The following is a 20,990-nucleotide window of genomic DNA, read 5'->3' as shown; positions in this document are numbered from 1 at the left end:
CGCCAAGCTCCGGCCGGCGGAAGGGACTCTGCCGTTGAATGCCGGGGCGTAATGCTTTTCGGGAGACAACCATCATGCATTTGATGAAAACCCTGCTCGCCGCCACCGCGCTCGTCGCGGTGATGGGCGGCAGCGTCTATGCCAAGCAGCTCGTGTTCTGCTCGGAAGCCTCGCCGGCGCACTTCGACCCCGGTCCGACCACCGGTGGTAACGACTTCGACGCCAGCTCGCGCACCATCTATGACCGCCTCGTCGAGTTCGAACACGGCGGCACCGCCGTGCAGCCGGGTCTCGCCGAGAGCTGGGAAGTCTCGGCCGACGGGCTCGAGTACACCTTCAAGCTCCGTCCGGGTGTGAAGTTCCACACCACCTCCTACTTCACGCCCACGCGTGAGCTGAACGCCGACGACGTGATCTTCTCGCTCGAGCGGCAGTGGAAGGAAGACAATCCGTGGAACAAGTACCTCGAGGGCATCTCGTGGGACTATTTCCAGGGCATGGACATGCCCAAGTTCCTCAAGTCGATCGAGAAGGTCGATGACCTGACCGTCAAGATCACGCTGAACGAGCCCAACGCGCCGATGCTGGCCAACCTGGGCATGGACTTCGCCTCGATCGTTTCGAAGGAATATGCCGACCAGCTCGCCGCTTCGGGCAACCTGGCCGACTTCTCCAACAAGCCGGTCGGTACCGGCGCCTTCGTGTTCGTCGACTACCAGACCGATGCCGTCATCCGTTACCAGGCCTTCGCCGACTACTGGCGCGGCAAGGTGGCGATTGACGACCTGATCTTCGCCATCACCACCGATCCGGCGGTGCGTGCGCAGAAGCTCAAGGCCGGCGAATGCGATATCATGTCGTATCCCGCCCCGGCCGATATCGAAGGCCTCAAGGCCGACACCAACCTGCAGGTGATGGAGCAGGAAGGCCTGAACATCGGCTATATGTCCTACAACACCACCGTCGCTCCGATGGATAACGTGAACGTCCGCAAGGCGCTCTCGATGGCCATCAACAAGCAGGCGCTGGTCGATGCGGTCTACCAGGGCGCCGGCCAGGCCGCCAAGAACCTGATCCCGCCGACCATGTGGTCCTATGACGACAAGATCGTCGACACTGCCTACGATCCGGAAGGCGCCAAGAAGCTCCTCGCCGACGCAGGCGTTTCGGGCCTGACCCTCGACCTGTGGGCCATGCCGGTCAGCCGTCCGTACAACCCGAACGCGCAGCGCGCCGCTGAAATGATCCAGGCCGACTGGGCCGCGGTCGGCGTCACTGCCAACATCGTCACCTACGAGTGGACCGAGTACCGCGAGCGCGGCAAGCAGAAGGACCGCCCGGGTGCGTTCCAGATCGGCTGGACCGGCGACAACGGTGATCCGGACAACTTCTTTGCGACGCTGTTCTCCTGCTCGGCCATTGGCGTGTCCAACTACTCGAGCTGGTGCAACGACGACTTCGAGAAGGTCATCCAGGACGCCAAGAAGGTCTCCGACCCGGCCGAGCGTACCGCGCTCTACACCAAGGCCCAGGAAATCTTCAAAGTCGAAGAGCCGGCCCTGACCATGGCGCACTCCAAGGTCTTCATGCCGATGAACAAGCGCGTCCTCGGCTACACTATGGATCCGCTCGGGATTCACCGCTTCGACAATGTCGACGTGACCGAATAATTAGAGATAGAGTTCAAGGGGCGGCGCCATCACCGGCGCCGCCCCTTGGCGTACCCAATGCTGCGATTCATCCTCCAGAAACTCGCCCTGATCGTGCCGACCATTATCGGCATCACGATCGCGTCGTTTGCCTTCATCCGCCTGCTCCCCGGCGACCCCATCCTCGCGATGGCCGGCCAGCACGGCGTCACCCCCGAACGCTATGAGATCCTGAAGGAACAGTTCGGCTACAACCTGCCGATCTGGCAGCAGTACTTCAATTACGTCGGCGGCATCCTGCAGGGCAATTTCGGCATCTCGCTCGCCACCAAGCGGCCGGTGATCGATGAATTCCTGACCCTGTTCCCGGCAACCGTCGAGCTGGCGCTGTTCGCTATGCTGATCGCCGTGGCGCTCGGCATTCCCGCCGGCATCTTTGCCGCCATCAAGCGCGGCTCGTGGTTCGACCAGATCACCATGGGCGTGGCGCTCACCGGCTATTCGATGCCGATCTTCTGGTGGGGGCTTCTGCTCATCATCTTCTTTTCCGGCTATCTCGGCTGGACCCCGGTGTCGGGTCGCATCGCGCTCAACTTCTTCTTCCCGCGCATCACCGGCTTCATGCTGATCGACAGCCTGCTCGCCGGTAAGCCCGATGGTTTCATCTCGGCGCTGCGCCACCTGATCCTGCCGGCGATCGTGCTCGGCACCATTCCGCTCGCCGTCATCGCCCGGCAGACGCGCTCCGCCATGCTGGAAGTGCTGGGTGAGGACTATGTCCGCACCGCCCGCGCCAAGGGCCTGGACCCCAACCGCGTCGTCGGCGTTCACGCCTTCCGCAACGCGCTGATCCCGGTCGTCACCACCATCGGCCTGCAGATCGGCCTGCTGATGGCCGGCGCCATCCTCACCGAGACGATCTTTTCCTGGCCGGGCATCGGCAAGTGGATGATCGACTCGATTTCTAAGCGCGACTACGTCTCGGTACAGTCGGGCCTGCTGCTCATTGCGTTGATCGTCATGGCGGTGAACCTCATCGTCGACATCCTCTACGCCGTCATCAATCCGCGCATCAGGGTGCAGTGATGGCCGCAGAAACCACCACCACGACCTCCACCGCTCCGGGCCGCTTCAGCGGGTTGCGCGAGTTCTGGTACTATTTCTCGACGAACCACGGGGCGGTCCTCGGCCTCGCCGTGTTTCTGCTGCTGATCCTGGTTGCCCTGTTCGCGCCAGTGCTGGCGCCGTTCTCGCCCGACCAGCAGTTCCGCGAGTTCATCCGCATGGCGCCGCCCTGGGCCGGCGGCACGCAGCCGCAATTCTTCCTCGGCACGGACGAGGTCGGCCGCGACATTCTTTCGCGCCTGATCCACGGCTCACGCTACTCGCTGATGATCGGCTTCATCGTCGTCACCGGCGCGCTGATCGTCGGTGTCACGCTCGGGCTGCTCGCCGGCTACTTCCGTGGCTGGGTCGATGCGCTGATCATGCGCGTCATGGATATCATCCTCGCCTTCCCCTCGCTGCTCCTGGCGCTGGTGCTGGTGGCGATCCTCGGCCCCGGCCTGTTCAACGCCATGCTGGCCATCGCGCTGGTGCTGCAGCCGCATTTCGCCCGCCTGACCCGCGCCGCGGTGCTGAGCGAGAAGAGCCGCGAGTATGTCACCTCGGCCAAGGTCGCCGGCGCCAGCCACATCCGGCTGATGTTCGTCACCATCCTCCCCAACTGCCTTGGGCCGCTGATCGTCCAGGCGACGCTGAGCTTCTCCAACGCCATCCTCGAGGCGGCGGCGCTCGGCTTCCTCGGCATGGGGGCGCAGCCGCCGACGCCGGAATGGGGCACCATGCTGGCGCGTGCCCGCGAGTTCATCACCAGCGCCTGGTGGATCGTCACCATGCCCGGCCTCGCCATCCTGATCACGGTTCTCGCCATCAACCTCGTGGGCGATGGCCTGCGCGATGCGCTCGATCCCAAGCTCAAGCGGAGCTGAGGCGATGCACCTGCTCGAAGTCAAAAATCTCACCGTCAGCTTCGATACCTCGGTCGGCGTGTTCAACGCCGTCAAAGGCATCGATATCCATGTCGACGCCCGCGAAGTCCTCGCTATCGTCGGCGAGAGCGGTTCCGGCAAGTCGGTGGCGATGCTTGCCGTCATGGGCCTGTTGCCGCCCACCGCTCATGTCAGCGCCGACAAGATGACCTTCGACGGCAAGGACCTGCTCGCCATGTCGGCTGCCGACAAGCGCAAGATCATCGGCAAGGACGTCGCCATGATCTTCCAGGAGCCGATGACCAGCCTGAACCCCTGCTTCACGGTGGGCTTCCAGATCGAGGAAGTGCTGCGCTTCCATCTCGGCATGGGCAAAGCCCAGCGCCGCGCCCGCGCCGTCGAATTGCTCGATCAGGTCGGCATCCCCAACCCGGCGGAGCGGCTGAAATCCTATCCGCACCAGATGTCGGGCGGGCAGAACCAGCGCGTCATGATTGCCATGGCCATTGCCTGCAACCCCAAGCTGTTGATCGCCGATGAGCCGACCACAGCGCTCGACGTCACCATCCAGAAGCAGATCCTCGATCTGTTGGTACGGCTGCAGGCCGAGCACGGCATGGGCCTGATCATGATCACCCACAATATCGGCGTCGTCGCCGAAACCGCCGACCGCGTCGTGGTGCAGTATAAGGGGCGCAAGATGGAGGAGGCGGGCGTGCTCGAGCTCTTCACCGCGCCGAGGAGCTCCTACACCCGCGCGCTGCTCGCGGCGCTCCCCGACAACGCCACCGGCGACCGGCTGCCGACCATTACCGGCACCAACTTCGAGGAGGCCGTGTGATGAGCACCGTCCTCGAAGTCAGGAACCTGGTCCGCGACTATCACATCGGCGGCACGCTGTTCGGCGGCGGCCGCACCGTGCATGCGGTCAAGGGTGTCAGCTTCAAGCTCGAACAGGGTAAGACCCTGGCCATTGTCGGCGAGTCCGGATCGGGCAAGTCGACGCTGGCGCGCATCCTGACGCTGATCGACCGGCAGACCGACGGTGAGCTGCTGATCGACGGCGAGACCATCGACATCAAGAAGAGCGGCGTCACCGCCGCCATGCGCCGCAAGGTGCAGATCGTCTTCCAGAACCCCTATGGCTCGCTGAACCCGCGCCAGAAGATCGGCAACGTGCTGATGGAGCCGCTGCTCCTCAATACCGATATGCCGGCCGCCGAACGGCGCGACCGCGCCCTCGACATGCTGGTCAAGGTCGGGCTGCAACCCGAGCACTTCAACCGCTATCCGCACATGTTCTCGGGCGGCCAGCGCCAGCGCATCGCCATCGCCCGCGCCATCATCCTGAAGCCCTCGCTGCTGGTGCTCGACGAGCCGGTCTCGGCGCTCGATCTGTCGGTGCAGGCGCAGATCCTCAACCTGCTCGCCGACCTGCAGGACGAGTTCGGGCTCACCTACGTGTTCATCAGCCACGACCTCAGCGTGGTCAAATACATCGCCGACGAGGTGATGGTGATGTACCTGGGCGAGGCGGTGGAGCAGGGGACGCGCGACAAGCTGTTCTCCAACCCCGAGCATCCCTATACCCGCTCGCTGTTCGCCGCGACGCCGCGCGCCGATGTCGAGAGTATCAAGGCCAGGTTGGCCAAAAAGGCAGCTCTGGCCTCAGCCTGATCTGCCGCACACTTTAAGCCGGTGTTAAGCCTGGGCCCGTAGCGTTCGGCGATGCTTCCCACGCCGGTGTCACTACTTGCCCAAAGCTGCCAAACGGACGTCGGCTGCGGCCGCTAGCGCCCGCAGCGCGCGCAAGCCGGCACGCCGATCGGCATTGCTGAACTTCACCTTGTGGATCGCCCTGCCGGCCGTCGCAGTCTATTTTGGCGTCTGCGCGCTGGTGTTCGTCGCCATGCATCTGATGAGCGCCGAAATGAACGCCATCGATTCCAATCGCGGCAAGAGCGCTATCGCCGCCGCCGTCGAGTCCCTGGTGGTCGGTCTCGCCGAGAGCACTGCCGATGAGGCGACCTGGACCGAGGCCTATATCAACACCTATATCGAGCCCAATCCGGCCTGGCTCGACTCGGTCTGGGGCGCCACCGCGCGCATCTCCGATACCTATGACACCGCCATTCTCACCGATATGAGCGGCAATATCATCTTCGGCGAAACCAGCCGCGGACCGGTGACCGGTACGCTCGCCGAGTTGTTCAGCGGTGTGCCGCAACTGCTCGAACGGCTCGAGGCGGGTATCGCCAGGGCCGGCGACGATGCGACCGTTTCCAACCTGTCGCGCAATGCCCGTGGCGCTGCGGCGCTGGCCGGCGCGGTGGTCCACGGCAATTCCGGCCAGGCCAGCATCCCGCGCGAGCAGCGCCGCGTGCTCTGGCTCGCCCGCCAGCTCGACGACATCATGCTGCGCGACGTCGCCACCCGCTTCCAGCTGCCGCTGCCACGGCTCGTCGAGGTGCCCAAACCCGACCATGACGCGATGGCACTCACCGACGCGGCGGGAGCGGCTATCGCCACCATCGACTGGCCGCCTCGCCGCCCTGGCGATCCCGCCTTCGCCCACACCGCGACCATCGCCGTGCTGGTGATGCTGATCATCGGCGTCCTGATCTTCGTCGTCCTTGCCGCCTTCCGCCATTCGATCAAGCTGCGCACCGCTTCGGAAGAGCGCGACTGGTACAATGCCCGCTATGACGGCACGACCGGGCTGCTGAGCCGTTTCGGCCTCGAGGAGCATATCGCCCAGGCGATCCCCAGAAAGCGCGGCGAGCTGCCGGTTGCCGTCAGCCAGATCAACGTCGATGGCCTGCAGGATATCGTCGGTCTCTATGGTCGCGAGGCCGCCAATGAGTTGCTGGTGGCGCTGGCCGAGCGCTTCGAGACGATCACCGATGGGCAGGCAGTGCTCGCCCGTACCGGCCCGACCGAGCTGTCGCTCGCTCGCCTCGGCGAGGACGCCGGCGAGAAGATCCGCGGTTTCGCCGACCGCATCCTGGCCGGCGCCGGCGAACCGGTACCGGTCGGCAACCTCAAGCTGAAGATCGGCCTGAGCATCGGCGTCGTCGATGCGCCGACACGCCGTGACAACGTTGGCAACCTGATCCGCATGGCCGAGACCGCCGTGGCGCGGGCCCGCGAGACCGGCGGCAATCACACCGTGGCCTACGACCCGGCCATCGAGGATGAGCGTCGCCGCCGTATCGAGCTGCAGGCCGATATCCGGCGCGGGCTGGAGGCCGGCGAGTTCGACCTCGAATACCAGCCGATCATCGATTTCCGCACCCAGGCGATCCTCGGGGTCGAGGCGCTGATGCGCTGGAACCGCCGCGCTGCCGGCCCGATGGGGCCGGGCGAGTTTATCCCCGCCGCCGAAGCCTCTGGCCTCATCGACGATCTCGGCATGTTCGCGCTGCGCCGCGCCATCGAGGAGATCGGCCCGCTCGGCGAGCTGAAGATTTCGGTCAACGTCTCGCCGGCCCAGCTCCGCAACCCGACGCTGCCACAGACGGTCTTTGCGACGCTCGACGAATGGGGCGTCGCCGCCGGCCGGCTGCAGCTCGAAGTGACCGAGTCCTTTCTCGTCTCTCACCCCGATCGCGCCATCCGGCTTATCGAACAGCTGCGCCAGTCGGGCATCATCATCGCGCTCGACGATTTCGGCACCGGTTATTCCTCGATCGGCTACCTGAAGCAGTTCCGTTTTGACCGGGTGAAGCTCGATCGCTCGCTGGTCGCCGAGATCGACAGCGACCCGGTGCAGGCGGCATTGGTCGAATCCACCATGATCTATGCTTTCGCCATGGGCCTCGCGGTCACTGCCGAAGGCGTCGAGCGGCGCGAGGAGGCGGCGCTGCTGTCACGCCTCGGCTGTCGCGAATTCCAGGGCTACCTGTTCGCCCGCCCGCTGCGCCTGGCGCAGCTCGAGCGCCTGCTGCAGGGCGAGCAGGCTTTGCGTCAGGCGAGCTAGCCAACGCATATGGAGCACTGACAGTAGTTGGATGGCCTTCTCCCCTTGTGGGAGAAGGTGGCCGAAGGCCGGATGAGGGGTTCTCTCCGCGTACTCATCGTCCGTCGCTTCGCTCCGGCCGCGCTACACTTCGTTGCGCGGACCCCTCATCCGCCCTTCGGGCACCTTCTCCCACAAGGGGAGAAGGCAAGAGGTGCCCATCGCAGTCATATGCGATAGCCCTGCCCCCACGGGGAGGGGAGCTGACCCGAGCGAAACCGCCCCCTAAGCCGCCTGCCGGCACTCCGCACAGCGGCCGCGCAGCTCGATCGTAGTCCGCTCCAGCCCGAAGCCGGTTTCCCCGGCCCAGGCGGCGAGCCGCGCTGTCACCTCAGGGTCGGCGAATTCGTCCACCCGCCCGCAGCCCGAGCAGATGGCGAACGCCGCCGTGCCGCTGGCGCGCCCGTGGCAGTTGGCATCGGCGCAGCAGACGAAGGCGTTGAGCGATTCCAGCCGGTGCGCCAGCCCGTGCTCGATCAGCTTCTCCAGCGCCCGATAGACCTGCAGTGGCGCCCGCAGGCCCTCGTCGCGCAGCTTGTCGAGAATGTCGTAGGCCGAGAGCGGCGCCTCGGCATTGTTGAGCGTCGTCAGCACCAGCTCCTGGTTGCGCGTCAGGTCGCGCGGCCGCTCATGGTGGTGGGCTTCGTGGCTATGGGCCATGGCTCAGGCCTCCCGTCTGGCGCGCCACAAATGGACCGGCAGCGCGATGGAAATGAGGAACAGCGCAAGCGCCGCAACGACGATCGACGGGCCGCTTGGCGTATCGAAGCGGAGCGAGCCGAACAGCCCGCCCGCCACTGCCAGCGCCCCGACGCCGGCCGAGATCAGCGCCATCTGCTCGGGCGTGGCGCTCAGCCGCCGTGCGGTTGCCGCCGGAATGATCAGCAGCGCCGTGATCAGCAGCACACCGACGATCTTCATGGCAATGGCGATCACTGAAGCGAGCAGCAGCATGAAGACGATCCGTGTCACCTCGGGCCGCATGCCCTCGGCTTCCGCCACCTCGGCATTGACCGTCGCCGCCAGCAGCGGCCGCCACATCGCCGCGAGCACGGCGAGGATTACCAGCCCGCCGAGGTAGATCACCACGATATCGGCGACCGACACGGCGAGGATGTCACCGAACAGAAAGCCCATCAGGTCGACCCTGATGCCGCTGAGGAACGCCACCACGAGGCCGATCGCCAGCGCCGAATGGCTGAGGATGCCGAGCAGCGCGTCGGTCGACAGCGTCTGCCGGCGCTGCAGCAGCAGCAGCGCCCCGGCGACGGCCGCGGCGATGATGAACACCCCAAGCGTCATGTTCACCTGCAGCACCAGGCTGAGCGCCACCCCGAGCAGCGCCGAATGCGCCATGGTGTCGCCGAAATAGGCCATGCGTCGCCAGACGATGAAGCAGCCGAGCGGCCCGGTCACCAGCGCCAGCCCGATCCCGGCGATCACCGCTCGGGTGAAGAAATCCTCAAGCATGGCGGTGCCCTTCATGGTCGTGTTCGTGCACATGCTCGTGTGCGTCGACGATCCGCCCGTCCGCCTCCTCGACCCGCCCATCGGGCAGGTGGGTATGGTCGTGGTGGTGCTGGTACACCGCCAGCGCATTGGCGGCGCGGGCGCCGAACAGGCTGAGATATTCCGGGCTCCGCGCCACCGATTCCGGCGTGCCACGGCAGCAGACATGGCCGTTGAGGCAGATCACCGTATCGGTCGCCGCCATCACCACATGCAGGTCATGGCTGATCAGCAGGATGCCGCAGCCGGTCTCGTCACGGATCTTGCCGATCAGGTCGTAGAGCGCCACTTCGCCGGAGAAGTCAACGCCCTGCACCGGCTCGTCCAGCACCAAGAGGTCCGGCTTCCGGATCATCGCCCGCGCCAGCAGCGCCCGCTGGAACTCGCCGCCCGAGAGGTGCTGCACCTCGGCATTGGCGAGGTGCGCCACGCCGGTCGCCGCCAGCGCCGCATCGATCTCGGCTCTGGGATAGCTGCCGGTCAGCGACATCAGCCGCCGCACCGTCAGCGGCATGGTCCAGTCGATCGACAGCTTTTGCGGCACATAGCCGATCCGCAGCCCGGCCTTGCGCGCAACCGTGCCGGCATCGGGCTTCAGCACCCCGGTCACCAGCTTCGCCGTGGTCGATTTGCCCGAGCCGTTCGGCCCGATCAGCGTGACGATCTCACCCTTGCGGATCGTCACGTCGACAGCCTCGACCAGCCAGCGGCCATCACGCCGCACGCCGGCGCCGGCCACATCCACCAGCACCTCGTGCCCTCGATGTGCATCCATGAAATTCACGATTCCGTCTCTTGCTGACGTTCTACCATTACGTTATAGCGTAACACATCGATAGCGTAATGTCATAACATATCGCGTACTCGAGCTGTGTTTCAAACAGGGGGTCTTCCGATGCAGAAACCGTTCTTCCTGGCGCTTGCTGCGGCGCTCAGCTGGCCCACCCTGGCGCTTGCCGAGGTGCCCAGCGTTGTCGCCACCATCAAGCCGCTGCATGCGCTGGTCGCCGCGGTGATGGGAGATCTCGGCACGCCCGCGCTCATCGTCAAGGGCGCCGCCTCGCCGCACAGCTACAGCCTCAAGCCCTCCGACGCGCAGGCGCTGCAATCGGCCAACCTGGTGTTCTGGACTGGTCACGGCCTCGAGCTCTTCCTCGAGGATTCCATCGACACCCTGGCGCCCAAGGCCACCATCGTCGAGCTGAGCAAGGCTCCCGGCATCGAGCTGCTGCCGCCGCGCGAAACCGGCACCTTCGAGCATCACGATCACGGTGAAGCGGAGCACGGTGATGAGGCGCATGAGCACGAGCACGGCGAGGAGCAGGATCTGCACTTCTTCCTCGATCCCGGCAACGCCAAGGTGATGGTCGCGGCCATCGCCGATAGTCTCGTCGCTGCCGATCCCGAGCATGCCGACATTTACCGCGCCAATGCCTCAAGGGAGACCGCCGACCTCGACGCCCTGATCGCCGAGACCGCGGCCAGCCTCGCCCCGATCAAGGATCGCCCCTTCGTCGTCTTCCACGATGCCTACCAGTATTTCGAGAAGCGCTTCGGGCTGAACGTCGCCGGCTCGGTCACCCTCAGCCCCGAAATCGCCCCCGGCGCGGACCGCATCAATGAGATCCGGGCGAAGCTGAAGACCCTCGACGCGGCCTGCGTCTTCGCCGAGCCGGTGTTCGACCCGCGCATCGTTACCGTGCTCACCGAGGGCACGACGGCCAAACAAGGCGTGCTCGACCCCGAGGGCGCCAACCTCGATGAAGGCCCGGGCCTCTATCGCCAGCTGATCGAGAACCTCGCCACCAGCCTCAAGGCCTGCCTCGCGCAGTAGCCTGAGGGGGGCGGCCGCGCCACCCGGCGGCCCCTATCCCCTCGCTTTTTCGCCGACCGCCCGCGCGCCATCCGGCGCGCGAACCCTTCCGCTCGACCTCGATTTCACCTTGGGAGACTACCGATGCCGCGCCTGCTGCACCACCTGATCCTGCCTGCCATGGCCCTGTCCTTCTGCGCCACCCCCGCTTGGGCCGAAGAAGAGGCCACCTTCTGGCGGCTGTTCGTCGCCGACCACGCCAAGCCGCTCGTCACCGCCATTGACCTCGGCACCGACCAGATCGCCGGCAGCTTCGAGCTCGGCAGCCCGGCAAGCCTCTACACCACTCCGAGCAAGGCCGCCGTCTATGCGGTGCAGGGCGAGGCCGACCGTGTCTCCGCCATCGCTTCCGGCATCGCGCTGGGCGACCACGGCGATCATGCCGACCTCGACGTCAGTGCGCCCAAACTGCTCGATGCCGCCGTCGCCGGCGACAAGCCGGTGCACTTTGTCGAGCACCATGGCGATATCGCGCTGTTCTTCGATGGCGAAGGTGTCGCCCGCCTGCTCTCCGAGACGGACTGGCTTGCTGGCAATGCGGCGACCCGTGACCTGAAGGTTGCCGCCCCGCACCATGGCGTTGCCGCGCCGCTCGGCGAATACACGCTGATCTCGCGCCCCAGCGCCGAGGACCCAAAGGCGCTTCCCGTCGGCATCGATGTCTATGGCGCCGACGGCGCCACCATCGGCGATCTCCATGCCTGCCCGGACCTGCATGGCGAAGCCAGCTCCGGCGACACCCTCGCCATCGCCTGCGCCGCCGGCCTCTTGCTGGTGAAGGCGGCCAAGGACGGGCCACAGCTGCAGCTGCTGCCTTATTCGGCCAGCCTGCCGGAGGGAAAAGCCACCACGCTGCTCGGCGGTGTCGCCATGCAGTATTGGCTCGGCAACTATGGCGCCGATCGCGTTGCCATCATCGACCCCTCGGCAGCCGAGCCCTTCCGCCTGGTTGATCTGCCCAGCCGCCGCGTCCACTTCGCCATCGACCCCGAGCGCGTGAAATATGCCTATGTCTTCACCGAGGACGGTGCGCTGCACCGGCTCGATGTCGTCTCCGGCGCCATCGACAAGACGCTGCAGCTGACCGAACCATATTCGATGGATGGCGAGTGGAGCCTGCCGCGGCCGCGGCTTGCTGTCGCCGGCGACCACATCGCCGTCACCGATCCGCTGGCCGGCGCCATCCACCTCGTCGATGCCGAGAGCTTTGCGCTTGCCCGCGACATCGCGGTGGCCGGCGCCCCCTACAACATCGTCGCCGTCGGCGGCTCCGGCCACACGCACGAGTGATACATCACGCCCCGCCGCGAGGCGGGGGCCCCTCCCATCGAGCGAAACGTCATGAAACGCCTCCCCGTCACCGTGCTCTCCGGCTTTCTCGGCGCCGGCAAGACCACGCTGCTCAACCACATCCTCAACAATCGCGAAGGGCGCCGCGTCGCCGTCATCGTCAATGACATGAGCGATGTGAACATCGACGCGACGCTGGTGCGCGAGGGCGGCGCCGAGCTGTCGCGGGCCGATGAGCAACTGGTCGAGATGTCGAACGGCTGCATCTGCTGCACCCTGCGCGGCGACCTGTTGCGCGAAGTCCGTGCCCTGGCCGAAGCCGGCCGCTTCGACTACCTGCTCATCGAATCGACCGGCATCTCCGAGCCCTTGCCGGTCGCCGCCACCTTCGAGTTCCGCGACGTTGCGGGTGAAAGCCTCAGCGACATTACCGACCTCGACACCATGGTCACCGTGGTCGATGCCGCCAACCTTGCCGCCCAGTTCGGCTCCACCGATCCGTTTTCCGCCCATGGCGAGACCCTCGGTCCCGACGATGCGCGCAGCCTCGTCCACCTGCTGGTCGACCAGATCGAGTTCGCCGACATCATCGTGCTGAACAAGGTCGCGACCGCCACGCCGGAGGCGCTCGCCGCGGCGCGCCGCATCATCCGCTCACTGAACGCCGGCGCGCGCGTCATCGAGACCGATTTCAGCCGCGTCGCCATCGACGAGATCCTCGGCACCGGCCGCTTCAACTTCGATCGCGCCGAGCAGCATCCGCTGTGGTTCAAGGAACTGAACGGCTTTGCCGACCACATTCCGGAAACCCTCGAATACGGCATCCGCTCCTTCGTCTACCGGGCGCGCCGGCCATTCAACCCGCTGTTGTTCAACGGCTTCGTCGCCCGGGCGCACCCTGGCGTCATCCGCGCCAAGGGCTTCTTCTGGCTCGCTACCCGGCCGCATTATGTCGGTGAACTGAGCCAGGCCGGCCAGTTGGTCTCGACCAGTCGACGCGGGCTGTGGTGGGCCGCCGTGCCGCAGCAACGCTGGCCCGACGATCCGCAGTGGGAAACCGCGATGTCGGCCTATCTCGACCCCATCTGGGGCGACCGCCGGCAGGAGCTGGTCTTCATCGGCACCGATCCGATGGATGAGGCGGCGCTGCGCCGGGCGCTCGATGACTGCCTGATCCCGGCGCGCGCCTTCACCCCATCGGCCTGGGAGCGCCTCCCCGATCCGTTCCCGGCCTGGTCGCCGGCCTGATGCAAATCCCGGCCCGGCGGAACATCTCGCCGCCGCCACCATTCCTCGTTCGAAACAGGACAAGAAACATGTACGACGTCATCATCATCGGCGGCGGCTTTGCCGGCCTTGCTGCCGCAACCCAACTGGGTCGCGCCCGCCGCAAGGTGCTGGTGCTCGATACCGGCAAGCCGCGCAACCGCTTCGCCGCCCACGCGCATGGCTTCCTGAGCCGCGATGGCGCCGTGCCGGGCGACCTGCTCGCCGAGGCTCGCCGTCAGCTCGAAATCTACGGCACCGTCGAGCTCCGCAACGCCGAGGCCATTGCGGCGTCGGGTGAGCTCGATGGCTTCAGCATCGAGCTCGCGTCACACCAGCAGCTCGCCGCCCGCCGGCTGATCATCGCCCACGGCGTCACCGACGATACCAGCGGCATTCCCGGCATGGCCGAATGCTGGGGCAAGACCGTGCTGCATTGCCCCTATTGCCACGGCTACGAGGTGGCCGATCGCCGCCTCGGCCTGATGTTGCGCGACGGCGACCTTCTCGACCGCGCCCGCTTCTTTCAGGAGTGGACCAGCGATCTCACCCTGTTCGCCAATGGCGGCCCGGTCGATCCGATCGTCCGCGCGGCGCTCGCCGATATCGGGGTGAAGCTGGTCGAGGAGGCGCTGGTGCGCTTCGATCACCGCGATGGCGTGCTGCAATCGGTGGTGACCACCGCCGGATCGACGCCGCTCGACGCCATCTTCGTCCATGCGCCGATCCAGCTCGCCAGCAATCTCGGCATCCAGCTCGGCTGCGAAACCAAGGCCGGCATGGCTGGCGATTTCTTCCTCGTCGATCACCTGCAGCAGACCAGCATTCCCGGCGTCTACGCCGCCGGCGATGCGGCGCGACCGATGCACAATATCAGCTTCGCGGTCGCCGACGGGGCAGGGGCGGGCGTGTTCGCCCACCAGTCGCTGGTCGCTACTTCAGTGGCCCGCGGAAAATGAAGAATGCCCCGGCGAAAATCAGCCCGAAGCCGACGGCGTGGTTCCAGGTCAGCTTCTCGCCCAGAACGAACACCGCAAAGCCGGCGAACACCGTGAGGCTGATCACCTCCTGGATGGTCTTCAGTTCCGCCGCCGTATAGGCGCCGTAGCCGATGCGGTTGGCGGGCACCGCCAGCCAGTACTCCACCAGCGCGATGCCCCAGCTGACCATCACCGCCACCCACATCGCCATATGCGGGAATTTCAGGTGCCCGTACCAGGCGACGGTCATGAACACATTGGAGCCGATCAATAAGAGGATCGGCATCACCGTCTGGAAGGTGAAGGGCATCAGGGCACCGGGGCGAATCAGTTGGCTCTACCCATTGATCACCGGGCCCTGTGTCGGCCGCAAGGCCGCTCAGTTCGGCAGGACCAGCGGTGTATCGTCGGCGCGGAAGGCGAACAGGTGCTCCTGCCCACGCTGGCCGAGCGGCACGAACAGCGGCAGCACCAGATCGCGCACCCGCCGCGCCAGCCAACCCTGTGCCTTCTTGGGCGTGCCGCCCTGCCGTCCGAGCCGCACCGCCGCCTCCACCCGGTCGCGCCGCAATGCCTCGAAACGCCGAAAGGCGCTTTCAGGTGTCGCCTCCGCCTCGAGACAGGCCGCGAGCACCAGCGCGTCCTCGAGCGCCATCGATGCGCCCTGGCCCGAATGCGGGGTCACCGCATGCGCCGCATCGCCGATCAGGATCACCCGCCCCTTCGACCAGTAGGGCAGGCTCGGTACGTCGTAATCGGGGTAGATCCGGCTCACCTGCGGCGCGGCAGCCGCGATGATCCGCCGGTTGACCGAGGGATCGCTGCGATGCAGCGCCTCGAAATACCCGGTCGCCGCCTGGCGGTCGATCAACCGCGCCTGCTGCTCGTCGGCAGGAAAGCTGTTGAACCAGTAGACCGGCCCGCCCGGGTCCTTGATGTAGCCGAAGAACGCCCGCCGCCCGAAGGTCATCAGCATCCGCCCATCGGTCGGCGCCACATCCGGCACATCGACGATGCCACCGCTCCCCAGCAAGCCGTTATAGGCAGGTGACGGCAGCCCGGGCATGGTGAGGCTGCGCACATTGGAGCGCAGGCCATCTGCCCCCACCAACACGTCGAAACTGTGCGTCACGCCGTCACCGGTCGTCGCCGCCACCTCGGTCTCGAGATTGGCGACCGCGCTTACCGGCGTCTCGAACTGGATCGGCACTCCGGCTGCACGCGCCGCGGCCAACAGGATTTCGCCCAGCGCGCCGCGCCGGATCGTCACTGAAGGGGCGCCGAACTGTGCCGCATGGCGGGCATAGTCGACGGTGCCGAGCGCCCTGCCGTGTTCGTTGTGGAGGACAATGGCGCGCGTTTCGACCCCGTGCCGCAGCGCCTCCGCCGCGAGGCCAAAGCCGCGCAGCGCGTTCATGCCGTTGGGCGCCAGCGTCAGGAAAATCCCCTCGTCGATCACCTGTTTCTCGCTGCGCTTCTCGAAGACAACGGGTGCGAAGCCGCGCCTGACCAGTGCCAGGGCCAGGCCGAGCCCAGCGGAGCCGGCGCCAACGATACCGATGCGTGCTTTCATTCTTGCCTCACCTGCGCGACGCCGCATATCATGCGTCCGTCGTATTATTAGATGAGCATATAATTAGATGGTCGAAGTAAATTCGTCAAGCGACGCGAAGGCGGAGCTGGTCCAGCGGCTCGGCACGCTCATCGTGCGCTGGCAGGAGGCGACACAGCGGTATGACGAGGAGGTGGGAGCGATGTTCCAGCTTGGCCCGGCCGAACGGCTGTGCCTCAGCTTCCTCACCAGCGGTCCGCAGACCGCCAGCGCCATCGCCCGTGCCACCCGCCTCACCCCGGCTGCTGTCACCTCGCTGATCGACCGGCTCGAGGCGCGCAACTTCGTCCGCCGTCAACCCGACCCGCACGACCGGCGCAAGGTGCTGGTGGAGCTCGCCGAGGCCACTGCCGCGGTGATCGAGAAGGCCTACGCCCCGATGGCGATCGCTGGCGCCGAAGCGCTGGGCAAGCGCAGCCTCGCCGAGCTGCGCCTCCTCACCGAGGTGATCGAGGAGGTCCTCGCGATCCAGAACCAGATGACCGAACGACTGCAGTGGGGCCGGTGACCGTGCCCAGCTTCCGCCGTAAGGCCTGCCCAGACTCACCTGGCTCAGCTAGATTCGGCGGGTCAACGGAGGTCGACAATGCGTGCGCTGGTCCTGTTTTCCCTGTTGCTGCTGGCGGCGCCCGCCCTGGCTGCCGACATCGTCTGCGAGGGCCCGTTCGCCGGTGACAGTTCCGAGGCGCGGCTGATCGAAGCCTTCGGCAAGGATAATGTGGTGACTGGCGATGTCCCGGGCCCCGAGGGCTCTACCGTGCTCGCCACCACCATCTTCCCAAACGATCCCGCCAAGACCATCGAGTTCGGCTGGTGGGACGAGGAAAAGCACGAGCGCGTCGCTTACTTCACCGTGCCGCCGGGTGACACGGCGCCGGGTGGCCTCAAGCAGGGCCTGACTGTCAAGGAAGTCGAAGCCCTGAATGGCGGGCCGTTCCAGCTCTACGGCTTCTTCTGGGATTATGGTGGCGCCGCCAGCTTCGAGGGCGGCAAGCTCCCCCCGCCCGAGGGTGGCTGCTCGGTCAGCGTCCGCTTTGCCGTCGGCGACTATCCGGCCGACCCCAATGTCGATGCCATCTCCGGCGATATGCAGATCTCGTCGAGCGAGCCGCTGCTCGAAAAGGTCGATGCGCGCGTCGATACCGTCACGGTCGGCTACCCCGATTCCGCTGCCGCGGAAGATTGACCGCGCCCCCTCCCACGGCGTAACGATAGCCCCACGTTGGTTCCTCAACCCCGTTCGGGCGAGGGGATCAAAAGGGAACACGGTGCGGCGTACCCATCAGGGACCAAATCCGTGGCTGCCCCCGCAACTGTAAGCGGCGAGTGCCTCCGACTATGCCACTGACATCCCTTGGGATGTTGGGAAGGCCGGAGACCACGGTGACCCGCGAGTCAGGAGACCTGCCAGCGTGCAACCGGGGTTCATCCCCCATTTCATCCGCACGGAGGGTGCAGGCATATGAATACTCAGGTCCAGACGGCATCGATCGCCCGTCTTTCGGTCTCGCAGCGGCTCATCGCAGGTGTGCTGGCTTTGTTTATCGGCTTCGTCCTTGTCGGCGGCGTCGGTTTTGCCAGTGACATGGCCGTCCACAATGGCGCGCACGATACGCGCCATGCGCTTGGCTTTCCCTGCCATTGAGCTGACTCAGCTCTAAGCACACGAGACATCGATGAAACTCTTCCAGCGAATCTTTTTCGCTGCGGTCCTTGCCGGACTCGCAGCCGGCTTGGCCATGAGCGCCGTGCAGCAATGGCGCGTCGCGCCGCTGATCCTCGCCGCCGAGGTTTTTGAGAACGCCGCCCCCGAGGTGCCGGCCGTCGCCGAGCACAGCCACGAGGCCGGCACCGCAGAGCATTCCCATGCCGAAGCCGCGCCGGCACACGAGCATGACGAAGACGCCTGGGCCCCGCAGGATGGCGCCGAGCGCATCGCCTACACCGTGCTGGCCAACCTCCTCGGCTGCATCGGCTTCGCCTTCGTGCTGGCTGCCGTCTCCGTGCTTTCCGGCATCGAGATCACCGCACGCAATGGCGTGATCTGGGGGCTCAGTGGCTTCATCGCGTTGCAGCTCGCCCCGGCCCTTGGCCTGCCGCCGGAACTCCCCGGCATGCCCGCTGCCGATCTCGTCGCCCGCCAGGTCTGGTGGGTCGGCACAGCGCTCGCCACCGGCGCCGGCATCCTCGCCATCGCCAAGCTCCGCAACTGGACCGGCATCGTCATTGCCGCCGTGTTGATCCTTGCGCCGCACGTCATCGGCGCGCCGCAACTGGTCGGTGAACACACCACCGGCGTACCCGCCAATCTCGCGACCAGCTTCGCCGCGGCGACCCTCGCCACCGGCGCGCTGTTCTGGCTGATCGTCGGCCCGCTGTTCGGCTGGCTCAACGAGCGCTTCGCCAGGTCTTCCGCCTTCGCCCTGAAAGGTGCCCACGCATGAGCACGACCGAAAAGATCCCCGTCACCGTCATCACCGGCTTCCTCGGCGCCGGCAAGACCACCCTGGTCCGGCACCTGCTCGCCCATGCCAAGGGCAAGCGCATCGCGCTGATCATCAACGAGTTCGGCGAGCTCGGCGTCGACAAGGAAATCCTCGCCGGCTGCGGCGATGAGACCTGCCGCGAAGAGGACATGATCGAGCTGAGCAATGGCTGCATCTGCTGCACCGTCGCCGACGAGTTCATCCCCACCATGCAGGCGCTGCTCGAACGCGAGGATCGCCCCGACCACATCGTCATCGAGACCTCCGGCCTGGCGCTGCCGCAGCCGCTGATCCGCGCCTTCAACTGGCCCGAGATCAGGTCCGAAGTGACCATCGACGGCGTCGTCACTGTCGCCGACGCCGCGGCGCTCAGCGAAGGCCGTTTCGCCAATGACGAACAGGCGGTCGACGCGCTCCGCTCCGCCGACGCCATGCTCGACCACGAGACGCCGCTCGGCGAGCTGTTCGAGGATCAGCTGATCGCGGCCGACATGGTGATCCTCAACAAGGCCGACCTCGTCACCGACGCCCAGCTCGACACCATCGAAGCCCACCTCAAGGCCGAGATGCGTCCGGGCACCGGCGTGGTCCGCGCCCGTAACGGCCATGTCGATGTCGCGGCGCTGCTCGGCATGGGGCTCTCGACGGAAGACAACCTTGCCGGACGCGAGAGCCATCACGAGCTCGAGCATGGTGGCGAAGGCCATGAGCACGACGACTTCGATTCCTTCTCCGTCACCCTCGACGGCGTCACCAGCAAGGATCACCTGCTCCAAACCATCGAAGCGACCATCCGCGCCCACGACGTGCTCCGTCTCAAGGGTTTTGCCGCACTCCCCGGCGCCCCGGCCCGTCTCGCCATCCAGGCGGTGGGCCCGCGCGTCTCCGCCTATTTCGACCGGCCGTGGAAGCCGGGCGAAGCGCGCCGGACCGCTCTGGTGGTGATCGGGGAATCGCCGCTCGATCATGCGGCGATCACCCGGAGCCTCGAGGGCGCCATCGCGGCTGCGGCCTAACGGGCAGCGACGACCTGTGGCGCGGGCCGGATCGCTTCGGCCCGCCACGCCAGCCCGAACAGCGGGCGCAGCGGTGGCACGCGCTTGATCGCCTCGGTCGGCACCGCGCAACCGACTACCGTCGCGACGACGATAATGCCGGCCTCCAGCCACACCGGCAGCAGCAGGCCGCCGACCCAGAACCCTACGGCCACGATGAGGGTCTGATGCAGGATGTAGTACGGGAACACCGCCTCGGTGAGGAAGCGCAGCGCTCTGCCGCTTCGGTTGAGGTAGCGCTGCGCCAGCCCCAGCATGGCAACGATCGCCGCCCACATGAACAGGGTGCGTACCACCGTCATCAGTGTCGTGAGGCCTTGATCGGCGCGCACCGCGCCCCAGTTGAGCCGCGCCACTGCGAGCACCAGCAGCAGCCCGAGCGTCGCGACGATCGCCGGTCGAAGATGCCGTTGCACCGCGCCCCAGAACTTCGGGCTCTTCGCCGCGAACCAGCCGATCAGCACGATGCTGAGCAGCTCCGCATGGTTGGCCCAGTCGTTGTAGAAGGCATGCGTCGAAGGGAAATGCGGCGCCAGCAGCCACTCGTAACCGAGGAACGGCAGCGTGGGCGCCAGCAGCAGGCGCCAGCCCAGCGCGCCGCGCCCCAGCCAGCCGAACAGCGTCTCCGCCACCCTATCGAGCGCTCTGAGCAGCGGCAGCAGCGCCACCACGACCAGCGTGTAGGCAAGGATGTAGACCACGTACCACAGGTGGTTCCAGGTCGGCGTCAGGATCGAGAACTCCATGTCGAAGTCGAGATACTGGCCGTAGAACGCCCAGAAATCCGCGCCGGTCTCGCCCTTCCTGTAGAGCTCGAAATAGGCTTGTGGCGCGCACACCACCAGCATGCCGAAGACGATCGGCACGAACAGCCGCATGAAGCGCCGCGGCACGAACTGGCGCAGCCGGCTCCTGTCGATGGCGAAGCGCAGCGCTATGCCCGAGATGAGGAACAGCAGCGGCAGCCGCCACGGGTTGATCAGCGCCATCACCGGCTCCAGCCACGGCCCGGCATGCGGGCTTTTCACGTGCCAACCCCACGTCACGTAGAACATGCCGATGTGGTAGAAGATCAAAAAACCGAAGGCGATGACGCGCAGCCAGTCGAGATCGTAGCGGCGCTCCGAACCGATGGCGGGAAGGGTCTCTGCTGACATGATGGCTCCAACCTCTGAGCGATTTGCGAGGTGTTCAGAGCTAGGGCAGGGCGCCGCCTTGTCCTATCGCGCTGGTGCGAGAGGCAGGCCGGTGGGACGAGCGG

21 protein-coding genes and 1 riboswitch are annotated in these 20,990 nt (G+C 66.2%); of the genes, 15 read left to right on the top strand and 6 right to left on the bottom strand.

Annotation, left to right across the window (positions count from 1 at the left end; translation table 11 throughout):
- Positions 1–74: 74 nt before the first annotated feature.
- From ACSQ23_RS02680 to ACSQ23_RS02655, 6 genes are all read left to right on the top strand, one after another.
- Positions 75–1,670 (top strand): ABC transporter substrate-binding protein, encoded by a 1,596-nt coding sequence (locus ACSQ23_RS02680; RefSeq protein WP_436089617.1) that lies wholly within the window; start codon positions 75–77, stop codon positions 1,668–1,670.
- A gap of 57 nt (positions 1,671–1,727) precedes the next feature.
- Positions 1,728–2,735 (top strand): ABC transporter permease subunit, encoded by a 1,008-nt coding sequence (locus tag ACSQ23_RS02675; protein WP_055876689.1) that lies wholly within the window; start codon positions 1,728–1,730, stop codon positions 2,733–2,735.
- Positions 2,735–3,640 carry an ABC transporter permease subunit gene (locus ACSQ23_RS02670; RefSeq protein ID WP_055876692.1) on the top strand — a complete coding sequence of 302 codons (906 nt, stop codon included), beginning with the start codon at positions 2,735–2,737 and terminating at the stop codon, positions 3,638–3,640. Before ACSQ23_RS02675 ends, ACSQ23_RS02670 begins: the two co-directional genes overlap by 1 nt.
- A 4-nt stretch (positions 3,641–3,644) precedes the next feature.
- Positions 3,645–4,481, top strand: a complete 837-nt coding sequence (locus ACSQ23_RS02665) for an ABC transporter ATP-binding protein (RefSeq protein ID WP_436089616.1) — start codon at positions 3,645–3,647, stop codon at positions 4,479–4,481.
- A complete protein-coding gene (locus tag ACSQ23_RS02660) occupies positions 4,481–5,317 on the top strand; it encodes an ABC transporter ATP-binding protein (protein WP_436089615.1) in 837 nt (278 codons plus the stop codon). Before ACSQ23_RS02665 ends, ACSQ23_RS02660 begins: the two co-directional genes overlap by 1 nt.
- 154 nt (positions 5,318–5,471) lie before the next feature.
- A complete protein-coding gene (locus ACSQ23_RS02655; protein WP_436089614.1) occupies positions 5,472–7,619 on the top strand; it encodes a putative bifunctional diguanylate cyclase/phosphodiesterase in 2,148 nt (715 codons plus the stop codon).
- Positions 7,620–7,883: 264 nt separating this feature from the next.
- Here the strand turns inward: ACSQ23_RS02655 and ACSQ23_RS02650 are convergent, their stop codons facing one another.
- From ACSQ23_RS02650 to ACSQ23_RS02640, 3 genes are read right to left on the bottom strand one after another with little or no spacing between them, the layout of a single operon-like run.
- On the bottom strand, positions 7,884–8,318 hold the full coding sequence (locus tag ACSQ23_RS02650; RefSeq protein ID WP_055876704.1) for a Fur family transcriptional regulator: 435 nt from the start codon (positions 8,316–8,318) through the stop codon (positions 7,884–7,886).
- 3 nt (positions 8,319–8,321) lie between these two features.
- Positions 8,322–9,161, bottom strand: a complete 840-nt coding sequence (locus ACSQ23_RS02645; protein ID WP_436089613.1) for a metal ABC transporter permease — start codon at positions 9,159–9,161, stop codon at positions 8,322–8,324.
- A complete protein-coding gene (locus ACSQ23_RS02640; RefSeq protein ID WP_436089612.1) occupies positions 9,121–9,942 on the bottom strand; it encodes an ATP-binding cassette domain-containing protein in 822 nt (273 codons plus the stop codon). The genes ACSQ23_RS02645 and ACSQ23_RS02640 overlap by 41 nt, the downstream gene beginning before the upstream one ends.
- A 120-nt stretch (positions 9,943–10,062) precedes the next feature.
- On the opposite strand from ACSQ23_RS02640, the gene ACSQ23_RS02635 reads away from it, so the two are divergent.
- From ACSQ23_RS02635 to ACSQ23_RS02620, 4 genes are all read left to right on the top strand, one after another.
- Entirely contained in the window at positions 10,063–11,001 is a 939-nt protein-coding gene (locus tag ACSQ23_RS02635) for a zinc ABC transporter substrate-binding protein (protein ID WP_436089611.1), read from the top strand.
- A 123-nt stretch (positions 11,002–11,124) separates the two neighbouring features.
- Positions 11,125–12,330, top strand: a complete 1,206-nt coding sequence (locus ACSQ23_RS02630) for a hypothetical protein (RefSeq protein ID WP_436089610.1) — start codon at positions 11,125–11,127, stop codon at positions 12,328–12,330.
- Between the two features lie 51 nt (positions 12,331–12,381).
- Positions 12,382–13,578 carry a GTP-binding protein gene (locus tag ACSQ23_RS02625; protein ID WP_436089609.1) on the top strand — a complete coding sequence of 399 codons (1,197 nt, stop codon included), beginning with the start codon at positions 12,382–12,384 and terminating at the stop codon, positions 13,576–13,578.
- Between the two features lie 68 nt (positions 13,579–13,646).
- Positions 13,647–14,555: an NAD(P)/FAD-dependent oxidoreductase gene (locus ACSQ23_RS02620; protein ID WP_436089608.1), complete on the top strand. Its 909-nt coding sequence runs from the start codon at positions 13,647–13,649 to the stop codon at positions 14,553–14,555.
- Here ACSQ23_RS02620 and ACSQ23_RS02615 read toward each other — a convergent pair.
- Positions 14,530–14,886: a DMT family protein gene (locus ACSQ23_RS02615; RefSeq protein WP_055047697.1), complete on the bottom strand. Its 357-nt coding sequence runs from the start codon at positions 14,884–14,886 to the stop codon at positions 14,530–14,532. The genes ACSQ23_RS02620 and ACSQ23_RS02615 overlap by 26 nt on opposite strands.
- 69 nt (positions 14,887–14,955) lie before the next feature.
- Entirely contained in the window at positions 14,956–16,149 is a 1,194-nt protein-coding gene (locus ACSQ23_RS02610) for an FAD-dependent monooxygenase (RefSeq protein WP_436089607.1), read from the bottom strand.
- Positions 16,150–16,216: 67 nt separating this feature from the next.
- On the opposite strand from ACSQ23_RS02610, the gene ACSQ23_RS02605 reads away from it, so the two are divergent.
- The 5 genes from ACSQ23_RS02605 to cobW all read left to right on the top strand — a co-directional run bounded on the left by ACSQ23_RS02605 (position 16,217) and on the right by cobW (position 19,690).
- Positions 16,217–16,696 carry a MarR family winged helix-turn-helix transcriptional regulator gene (locus ACSQ23_RS02605; RefSeq protein ID WP_436089606.1) on the top strand — a complete coding sequence of 160 codons (480 nt, stop codon included), beginning with the start codon at positions 16,217–16,219 and terminating at the stop codon, positions 16,694–16,696.
- 78 nt (positions 16,697–16,774) lie between these two features.
- Positions 16,775–17,374 carry a hypothetical protein gene (locus tag ACSQ23_RS02600; RefSeq protein WP_436089605.1) on the top strand — a complete coding sequence of 200 codons (600 nt, stop codon included), beginning with the start codon at positions 16,775–16,777 and terminating at the stop codon, positions 17,372–17,374.
- Positions 17,375–17,394: 20 nt separating this feature from the next.
- Positions 17,395–17,614: riboswitch (cobalamin riboswitch) on the top strand.
- A gap of 36 nt (positions 17,615–17,650) precedes the next feature.
- The gene (locus ACSQ23_RS02595; RefSeq protein ID WP_436089604.1) at positions 17,651–17,833 is read left to right on the top strand and encodes a CbtB domain-containing protein; all 183 of its coding nucleotides are present in this window, start codon (positions 17,651–17,653) and stop codon (positions 17,831–17,833) included.
- 31 nt (positions 17,834–17,864) lie between these two features.
- Positions 17,865–18,632, top strand: a complete 768-nt coding sequence (locus ACSQ23_RS02590) for a CbtA family protein (RefSeq protein ID WP_436089603.1) — start codon at positions 17,865–17,867, stop codon at positions 18,630–18,632.
- On the top strand, positions 18,629–19,690 hold the full coding sequence (gene cobW / locus ACSQ23_RS02585) for a cobalamin biosynthesis protein CobW (RefSeq protein ID WP_436089602.1): 1,062 nt from the start codon (positions 18,629–18,631) through the stop codon (positions 19,688–19,690). The genes ACSQ23_RS02590 and cobW overlap by 4 nt, the downstream gene beginning before the upstream one ends.
- On the opposite strand, the gene ACSQ23_RS02580 is transcribed toward cobW, so the two are convergent.
- On the bottom strand, positions 19,687–20,886 hold the full coding sequence (locus tag ACSQ23_RS02580) for an acyltransferase family protein (RefSeq protein ID WP_436089601.1): 1,200 nt from the start codon (positions 20,884–20,886) through the stop codon (positions 19,687–19,689). The two genes, cobW and ACSQ23_RS02580, sit on opposite strands and share 4 nt — an antisense overlap.
- Positions 20,887–20,990: the final 104 nt, after the last annotated feature.

It is taken from the genome of Devosia sp. LjRoot16, assembly GCF_964252795.1.
In the GTDB taxonomy this organism is placed as follows: domain Bacteria; phylum Pseudomonadota; class Alphaproteobacteria; order Rhizobiales; family Devosiaceae; genus Devosia_A.
The sequence above is the reverse complement of the archived record's forward strand: the minus strand, read 5'-3'. Positions and strand labels throughout refer to the sequence as shown.